A 9,664-nucleotide genomic window follows, 5' to 3' on the forward strand; every position below is an offset into this window, starting at 1 on the left:
CAATGCTGATTGTAATGGGGCAGCCAACATTCTCAGAAAAGTAGCGACAACATTGGGATTGAATCTTGATGGAGTTGGTAGGGGCGCATTGACTACGCCCTTAAGGTTCAGATTCTGGACTCTTAAAGAATCCCACGCTCTAAAGAGCGTGGGAGTGTCAAGATGAAATATCGCTGGGGGTGGAGTAAGGGCGAGGATTGAGCTAGGGTTGTTGAAAGCGAACCCCAGAAAGAGCGCTCAGTGGCAACCGCATCCGGGCATCTGGTGATAAAGCCTTCGCGAAATGGGGTGTATCCGATGTTTGGACAGTCTGCCCTCATCCCCCGGAGCCCCATTCTCCCCCCTTCGACCCCCTTCGACCCTTCGACTGGCTCAGGGCTCAGGACAGGCTTCGACCGGCTCAGGGTTCAGGGGAGCCCGATTCAAAGTCCCCTTCGACCCCCTTCGACCCCCTTCGACAAGCTCAGGACAGGCTTCGGCGGGGCTCAGGGCTCAGGACAGGCTTCGGCGGGGCTCACCCTTCGGCGGGGCTCAGGGCTCAGGACAGGCCTCTCCCCCCTTTGGGAGAGGGATTTAGGGTGAGGGCGGCGAGCATTGGGATGCTCCCGCGAAATGTTCCCACAACTAGAGCCAAGCAAAGTATTAAACTCCTCGGAGTGCCTGTTCATTCTGATATAGCATGAGTTTAGAGACGCTGGCTGCGCCAAAGATTTGAAAGCTCCAAGCTTGATGGTATTCTGGCGAGTTGAGGTCACCTTAATATTAAGATTGAAATCATAAGGTACGAGCATGGCATCCATCCGCGAGTTACACAAACAACTAATCCGAAAAGAACGCTCGGCGGTAGAAATTACCCAAGAAGCCCTAAAGCGGATTGATTCGTTAGAGCCCAAACTACACAGCTTCTTACTCGTGACACCCGATCGCGCCTTGGAACAAGCGAAACGGGTGGATGCCAAAATCGCGGCAGGTGAAGAAATCGGTATGCTCGCAGGCATTCCTATCGCGATTAAAGACAATATGTGCACCGAGGGAATCCGCACTACTTGCGGATCCAGAATGCTGGAAAACTATGTGCCGCCCTACGAATCAACGGTGACTGAGCGTTTAATTGAGGCAGGGGCTGTCATGGTGGGTAAAACCAATATGGACGAGTTTGCGATGGGTAGTTCCACGGAAAACTCAGCATTTCAGGTCACCTCGAACCCTTGGGACCTCAGCCGGATTCCCGGAGGGTCGTCCGGAGGGTCAGCGGCGGCAGTCTCCTCGGGAGAATGTATTGTGGCCCTCGGTTCGGATACTGGGGGTTCGATTCGCCAACCGGCATCGTTTTGCGGGGTGGTGGGGATGAAACCCACTTACGGATTAGTGTCCCGGTATGGGTTGGTCGCCTATGCCTCTTCCCTGGACCAAATTGGACCGTTTGGGGGCACGGTAGAAGATGCGGCAATTTTGCTTAAGCATATTGCGGGCTATGATCCGAAGGATTCTACCAGCTTGAATGTTACGATCCCCGACTATATGAAATTCGTGAAACCCAATTTAAAGCCGAAGGGTCAGCGACGGATTGGGATTATTAAGGAAACCTTTGGGGAGGGGTTAGATGCGGGAGTGGAAAGAGCCGTTACTAAGGCGATCGAGGTGTTGCAAGAGTTAGGGGCGGAGATTCAGGTGGTATCCTGTCCCAGGTTCCGCTATGGGTTGCCCACTTACTACATTATTGCGCCGTCGGAAGCCTCGGCGAACCTGGCCCGTTACGATGGGGTAAAATATGGGTTCCGCGCTGAGGATAGTGAAACTTTGATTGAGATGTATGGCAAGACTCGGGCGCAGGGATTTGGGGCGGAGGTGAAGCGCCGGATTGCGATCGGGACTTATGTGCTATCGGCTGGCTATTATGATGCGTATTATCTCAAGGCGCAAAAAGTTCGGACTTTGATTAAGGAAGATTTTGAACGAGCTTTCGCCCAGGTGGATATTTTAGTCTGTCCTACGGCTCCTTCTACGGCATTTAAGGCGGGAGAAAAGACGGCTGACCCTTTGAGTATGTATTTGTCGGATTTGATGACTATTCCGGTCAATTTAGGGGGGTTACCGGCCCTGAGTATTCCCTGTGGTTTTGATGAGCAAGGATTGCCGATTGGGATGCAAATGATTGCGAATGTTTTGCGGGAAGATTTACTGTTTGAAGTGGCTTATGCTTATGAACAGGCGACGGATTGGCATAACCGCAAACCCCAAATTTAGAAGGGGGATGCTGGGATTGTCCAGGACACCTGTGATGCTCCTGATGTTCATTTCAAATCAAATCTGTAAACATTGCAATTGCCATGAAGGGAATGGGACTGCCGACTTCTGTGAAAGGACCTCTTTTGATTGCCGGAATTTTGGCGATCGCCTACTTTGGGGCTTGTTTGTTTCTCTATCTGCGGCAAAATCGGTTGATCTTTTTTCCCGCACAGGTTATAGAAACGACTCCGGCTGAACTCGAACTCCAGTATGAAGAAGTTTGGATTCCCGTGAGTCAGAAAAGTGGCAAGGTAGAACGCATTCATGGATGGTGGATTCCCTCAGAAACTCCAAATAGTCACATCTTGTTGTATCTACATGGGAATGGGGTGAATATTGGGGCGAATGTCAATCATGCGGCCCGGTTTCATCAGTTGGGGTTCTCCGTGTTGTTAATTGATTACCGGGGGTATGGACTCTCGGAAGGGTCATTTCCCACGGAGAATACCGTATTTGTAGATGCGGAAACGTCTTGGAACTATTTAGTGCGGGACCGGGGGATCTCGCCGGAACAGATTTTCTTGTATGGACATTCCCTCGGGGGGGCGATCGCTGTTGAGTTAGCAATTCGCCAACCCGATGCTGCTGGGGTGATTGTGCAAAGTTCGTTTACCTCTATGCGGGAAATGGTGGATTATCGCTTTAATTTTTGGATGTTTCCCATTGATTTATTGTTGACCCATCGCTTTGATTCCCGCGCTAAAATGAGCCAATTACAGATTCCAATTTTGTTCATTCATGGGACTGCTGATCCAGAAATTCCTAGTGAAATGAGTGAGCAGCTTTATCAAATTGCACCGGAACCAAAACGGCTATTTTTAGTACCAGAAGCAGGACATAATAATGTGGCGACGATTGCCGGAGAAGCCTATTTTCAAGCGGTACGAGACTTTGTAGTAGCCGCCCAAGCTCATCAAAATACAGAGATTTCAAGGGAAGAAATTCAGTCTTATCGGTAACCAGGGGGTTAACCCCTTGATCAGAAGCAATCCTTGCCCTATTGGACTGACTCCTTCATCGGTTATCTCTCCCCTAACTTTTGAAGGAGTCGCGATTAACTAAAAAACAGGATATTTAACCAAATTTCTGACTCTCAAAATTCTATTAATTTCATCATCAAACTTCAATTAAACGTAGCGTTATGTCATTTGTTGGTTTACATATTCACACCGATTACAGCCTGCTTGATGGTGCCAGTCAGATTCCAAAACTGATTGACAAGGCGATCGAGTTGGGAATGCCGGCGATCGCCCTGACGGATCACGGGGTCATGTATGGGGCGATCGAACTGATTAAAGTCTGCCGAGGAAAAGGAATTAAACCGATTATCGGCAATGAAATGTATGTAATTAATGAACCGTTAGATACCACAGCCCGTTGCCGTCGCTATCATCAAGTTGTTTTAGCCAAAAATACTCAAGGCTATAAAAATCTAGTCAAATTAACCACGATTTCTAGTCTCGAAGGGATTCACGGCAAAGGGATTATTGCCCGTCCTTGTATTAACAAAGAACTCTTAGAACAATATCACGAAGGATTAATTGTTACCAGTGCTTGTTTAGGGGGAGAAATTCCCCAAGCCATTATGCAAAACAAACTAGATGTCGCCCGAAAAGTGGCGAAATGGTATAAGAAACTATTTGGGGATGATTATTATTTAGAACTCCAGGATCATGGGTCTCAGGAAGACCGGCTCGTGAATGTGGAACTGGTGAAAATTGCCCGAGAACAGAATATTAAACTGATTGCCACCAACGATTCCCATTTTATCTCTTGTTATGATGTAGAAGCCCATGATGCGTTGTTGTGCATTCAAACTGGCAAGCTGATTACTGAAGATAAGCGGCTGCGCTATAGCGGTACGGAGTATTTAAAATCCGCCGAAGAGATGGCATTGTTGTTTAGAGATCACTTGTCTGATCAGGTGATTCAAGAGGCGATCGCCAACACCCTAGAAGTTGCCAATAAAGTCGAAACCTACCACATTTTCGGCGAACCTAGGATTCCCGATTTCCAATGTCCTCCTGGAGAAACTCCCAACACTTATGTGGAATCGATTGCCAAAGACGGACTGAAGGAACGCTTTCAGGTTAAAAACTACGAAGAAATTCCCTCAGTGTATCGGAACAGGCTAGTTTATGAAGTCGAAATGCTGCAAAAAATGGGATTTGCGGCTTATTTTCTAGTGGTTTGGGATTACATCAAATATGCCCGCGATCGCGGCATTCCGGTTGGTCCCGGTCGAGGGTCTGCCGCCGGTTCTCTCGTCGCCTATGCCATGCAAATTACCAATATTGACCCGGTACATCATGGACTACTATTTGAGCGATTCTTGAACCCAGAACGGAAGTCCATGCCCGATATTGACACAGATTTCTGCATCTCTCGCCGGGATGAAGTCATTCAATATGTCACCGAAAAATACGGCAAAGAACGGGTCGCCCAAATCATCACCTTTAACCGCATGACTTCCAAAGCGGTGTTAAAAGATGTCGCCCGGGTGTTAGGGGTTCCCTACAAAAAATCCGATGAAATGGCGAAATTAATTCCCGTCGCCCGGGGAAAACCGGAAAAATTAGCTACGATGATTTCCGATAAATCCCCCGCCCCGGAATTTAGAGAAGCATACGTTAAAAACGAAGAAATCCTCCGCGAAGATGGGACCGTTGTTAATTTCCAACAATGGTTGGATATGGCAATTAGAATTGAAGGAACCAACAAAAGTTCTGGGGTTCATGCTGCTGGAGTCGTGATTTCTGCTGACCCTTTAGATGAAATTGTTCCCCTCCAAAAAAATAACGATGGAGCCACTATTACCCAGTATTCAATGGAGGATTTAGAATCCCTGGGTTTATTAAAAATGGACTTTTTAGGGTTGAAGAATTTAACCATGATTCAGAAAACCCTGGACTATATCAAGGAAACAAAAAATCTTAATTTTGACCCCTATCAGTTTCCCTCTGAAGAACGCAGAGCACAGGAAGTTCGAGGCAGAGGCACTAAAAAATTCCCCGACGATATTGATAAAACCTACAAGATTTTAGCCAAGGGAGACTTGGAAGGGGTTTTTCAATTAGAATCCTCGGGAATGAAGCAAATTGTGCAAGAATTGAAGCCTTCCAGTTTGGAAGATATTTCTTCAATTTTGGCTTTGTATCGTCCGGGTCCGTTGGATGCGGGACTGATTCCCAAATTTATCGATCGCAAACATGGACGGGAAGCGATTCAATATGAACATCCCATGTTAGAAACGATTCTGAATGAAACCTACGGGATTTTATGTTTACCGAAAGGGACGCAGATTAATAAACCTGATGGGTCTACGGTGGTGATCGAAGACATTGAACCCGGAGACTGGGTACTTACCTCAAATGGTCGTCAAGTTTGGGAAGCTAAGGTTGCCAAACAATGGCGGAGTGGGTGCAAAGAAATTCTCAAAATTACCCTCTCTAGCGGGACCGTAATTTATACCAGTAAATCCCATCGATTCTTAACTCCAGAAGGAGACAAGGAAGCGGGGGAATTGAAAGCTGGACCCGGAGGATTAAAAAATGCTCATATCTATAGTTCAGTCCTTTATGAACAATGGCCGATTTCTAACAATTCCCAACAGCTCAATCCCAATGAAGCCTATCTGTTAGGATTGTTCATTGGCGATGGCAATCTGGTTTCATCGACGCCGAATATTGCTTGTTCGAGAGAAGAAACAGCCGAATATGTGGCGAATTTAATTGAGTCAACCTGGGGAGGTGAACCGAAATATTATTTCCAGACTCGATGCTGGTACGCTTACTCGAAATTTAAGACGCAACCGAAACCCACTCCGCTAACCCAATTTATGGATGGGTTGTATGGTGGACGGAGTTGGAAGGTTAAATCGCAACAGAAACATTTACCGGCAAATGTGCTGGATTATTGCGAACGCGATCGCCTCGATTTGTTACGCGGTTTATGGGATAGCGATGGCTGCTATCATCCCACCTTGTTATATTTCCGCAGTTCCTCTCCCCAGTTATTGCAACAAGTGGGGTTATTGTTAGGCAGCCTAAAAGTCTCTTATGCGGTGTTGGACAATTACGTTTATGTCCTCGATCGCACTCGGTTTAAATCCCTGTTAGGCAAATCTCAACTGACTGCAAAACTGGATGAAGGGATTGTAGACAATTATTTGGCAGTTGGTGCCAATCGGTTTGGCGAATTGCTCACCGAGGCGATCGCCACTACCGATTCCAAAACCAGGCAGGCGATTAACACAGCCCTCCAAAATGCCCCACTGTTTAAACCCAAAGCATCCCAATACAAACAAAAGTTAGACCGCTGGGACGAATTTTACCACGATCTCTACGCAGAAACCTATCTGCAAGATGCCCGATATGTGTATGTTATGGCAGTAGAAGAGGCAGGGGTCGCCGAATGTTTTGACCTCCAAATGGAAGATCAATCCTCGCCCTATTTTCTAGCCCAGGGGGTGGTTACTCATAATTGCTATCAAGAGCAAATCATGAAAGTTGCCCAGGATTTAGGCGGCTATTCATTAGGTCAAGCGGATTTATTACGCCGTGCAATGGGGAAAAAGAAACCCGAAGAAATGAATAAACATCGGGAACTTTTTCTGGATGGAGCAACTAAAAATGGCGTCTCCAAATCCATTGCCGAAAACTTATTTAACCAGATGCTTTTGTTCGCGGAGTATTGCTTAAGCTACGATACAGAGATATTGACCGTAGAATATGGCCCGATGGCGATCGGCCACATCGTAGAAAAGCAAATCCCCTGTACAGTTTATAGTGTCGATTCTAATGGGTATCTGTACCGCCAGCCCATTGCTCAATGGCATCATCGCGGTGAGCAAGAGGTTTTTGAGTATGAACTCGAAGATGGTACAGTGATTCGGGCGACGAAAGACCATAAATTTATGACTGAATCAGGTCAGATGTTGGCGATTGACGAGATTTTTGAGAAAGGATTAGAGTTGAAGCGCGTAGAGGGGGGAGAGAAATGGCAATTTCTTACAGCAAGTTAACACCTCAGCATAGACAAAAAATTATTGAAGCGTTCCATAAAGGCATGGAATGTCGTGATATTCCTACTTATTTGGACGTGAGTGAACGTTCGGTTTCCCGAGTGCTTGCTGAAGCCGGTATAAATACCAAGCGAAAAAATCGCTATACCCTGAATGAAGGCTACTTCGATATCATTGATTCTCAAGTTAAAGCCTACTTGCTAGGATTAATGGCAGCTGATGGTTGCGTTACCTCTACTAATTATGTTGTTTTTGAATCTGTTCAGCGAGAATTGGTAGAACTGCTAAAAGCTGAATTACAATACACTGGTGAAATCCGAGTGATTGATCCTCCTGGTGGTTATGCGTCTCATTACCGTATCAATTTTTCTTCTGAGCAATTAGCGAAGGCTTTATCCCGATATGCAGTAATTGCAGGTCGAGGAATATCTGGCGTTTATTACTTCCCTGAATCCGATTATCTTGGGTCTTACCTCTTGGGCTATTTTGATGGGGATGGTTGTGCGTATGTCAATAAAAATAGAAGTGGTGGATTAGTTTGTATCGTCGGTTCCCGACCCTTTACTTATGAGTTAGCTAAACAAGTTGATATGGGGAAAGTTATTTCTCATAAGTCTCAATTTGTATATTATTGGCGAATTTATAGTCGAACATCTATCCAAAAGTTTTATGATTTTGTTTATGCAAAAACTAAATTAACCCTAGGAAAAACATATTGCCCTACAAAAAAGCAAAGATAGAAGAAATTTTAGGGAGTTATTCTCGTGGTTAAAATCAAAAGTCGGAAATTAGTCAGCACTGAAGAAGTCTATGATATTGGCGTTGAACGAGACCACAATTTTATTCTCGCCAATGGGTTAGTTGCGTCTAACTGTTTTAATAAATCCCATTCCACTGCCTACGCTTATGTCACCTATCAAACCGCTTATCTCAAGGCGAATTATCCCGTCGAATATATGGCGGCGTTGCTGACTTCAAATAGTGGTGACCAGGATAAAGTTCAGAAATATATCGCCAACTGTCAAGAGTTAAATATCATTGTCCAAGGACCGGATATTAATCAGTCTGGGGTAGATTTTACTCCGGTGGATGCCAATGCTGAAAAGGGAACGATTCTGTTTGGATTGTCGGCGGTGAAAAATATTGGAGACAATGCGATTCAGTGCATTTTGGCGGAACGAGAGGCGAATGGGCCATTTCAGTCTTTGGCGGATTTGTGCGATCGCATTAATCTACATACGGTCAACAGTCGCGCCTTAGAAGCCCTGATTAAATGTGGGGCATTAGATGGCCTCAATCCCAACCGCAAACAAGCGATTGAATATATGCCTCTGGCGATTAAATGGGCGCAGGACCGGGCTAAGGAACAAGAAACCGGCCAGCTTAATTTGTTCGACCAATTAGCCGTAATGACCGAGACTTCGACGTTTGAATCCGCCCCGGTTCCGCCGAATATTGCGGATTTTCCCGTGGAAGAAAAGCTGCAATTTGAGAAAGAATTGCTGGGATTTTATGTGTCTGAAAATCCGTTAAAAAATGCCGGAAGAATTGCGGAACAGTTGGGAATTACGGTGGTCAGTCTGGGGAAACTGGATGAACAGAAATCCCGAACCAAAATTAGTGTACTTGTGGTGTTGACGGAAGTTAAACAGATTATAACTAAAAAAGATGAACGCCGCATGGCCTTCTTGCAAATGGAAGATATTGAAGGCAAGGCAGAAGCGGTGGTGTTTCCGGATACTTATGAACAAGTCCACGAGTTATTGATTCCAGATAGTCCGATTCTGATTGATGGGAAAGTCGAGCGCCGGGACGATCGCACCCAGTTGATTGTGGAGTCAGCCAAAGTCTTAAAATTGGATGAATTAACCCCACTCCGGGAAGCGGTGGTACCGACGAGGATAACCGAGATGATTTTGCTGGAACTGACGAGCGATCGCATTAATGCGCCGGAAGTATTGGATCGCCTCAAAGTGATTCTCGAAGAACATTCGGCAGACAAAACCAAGGCAACAGTCCCGGCAGTTGCCATCATTGTCAAATCCGGCGATCGGCATCGCTTCGCTGCGATTTGCGGACCCAATTTCTGGGTCCAAGATTGTCATAATGTGGTCACAGCCCTCAATTTTGCTGGATTCCCGGCCTTGGTATATTCTCTCCCTCCTGGGAATGGGATGGGGAATCTACCCCCATTCCCGGACCAGATTCCGTTCCAGCATATTACAGTTGCCTATCTCAACTCGATTCGGTCAATTTTGCAGGACCTGGAGGAGGGATGATGGGGATAACGACTTCAGTCGTTACTACGAACTTTAAGAGGGATAACGACTTCAGTCGTTACTACGAACGCCG

Annotated in this window: 5 protein-coding genes; all 5 read left to right on the top strand. The window is 46.1% G+C overall.

Annotation, left to right across the window (positions count from 1 at the left end; translation table 11 throughout):
* Window positions 1–789 precede the first annotated feature (789 nt).
* Window positions 790–2,247 (top strand): Asp-tRNA(Asn)/Glu-tRNA(Gln) amidotransferase subunit GatA, encoded by a 1,458-nt coding sequence (gatA, locus tag J0895_RS15005; RefSeq protein WP_207088865.1) that lies wholly within the window; start codon window positions 790–792, stop codon window positions 2,245–2,247.
* Between the two features lie 110 nt (window positions 2,248–2,357).
* A complete protein-coding gene (locus J0895_RS15010; protein ID WP_340643525.1) occupies window positions 2,358–3,248 on the top strand; it encodes an alpha/beta hydrolase in 891 nt (296 codons plus the stop codon).
* A 182-nt stretch (window positions 3,249–3,430) separates the two neighbouring features.
* Window positions 3,431–7,312: a DNA polymerase III subunit alpha gene (gene dnaE / locus J0895_RS25990; protein ID WP_242541333.1), complete on the top strand. Its 3,882-nt coding sequence runs from the start codon at window positions 3,431–3,433 to the stop codon at window positions 7,310–7,312.
* The gene (locus J0895_RS15025; RefSeq protein WP_242541334.1) at window positions 7,288–8,052 is read left to right on the top strand and encodes an LAGLIDADG family homing endonuclease; all 765 of its coding nucleotides are present in this window, start codon (window positions 7,288–7,290) and stop codon (window positions 8,050–8,052) included. Before dnaE ends, J0895_RS15025 begins: the two co-directional genes overlap by 25 nt.
* 24 nt (window positions 8,053–8,076) lie before the next feature.
* Window positions 8,077–9,591, top strand: a complete 1,515-nt coding sequence (locus J0895_RS26775) for a helix-hairpin-helix domain-containing protein (protein ID WP_207088867.1) — start codon at window positions 8,077–8,079, stop codon at window positions 9,589–9,591.
* Window positions 9,592–9,664 lie beyond the last annotated feature (73 nt).

This window comes from Phormidium pseudopriestleyi FRX01 (assembly GCF_017313335.1).
Classification (GTDB): Bacteria; Cyanobacteriota; Cyanobacteriia; order Cyanobacteriales; family Laspinemataceae; genus Laspinema; species Laspinema pseudopriestleyi.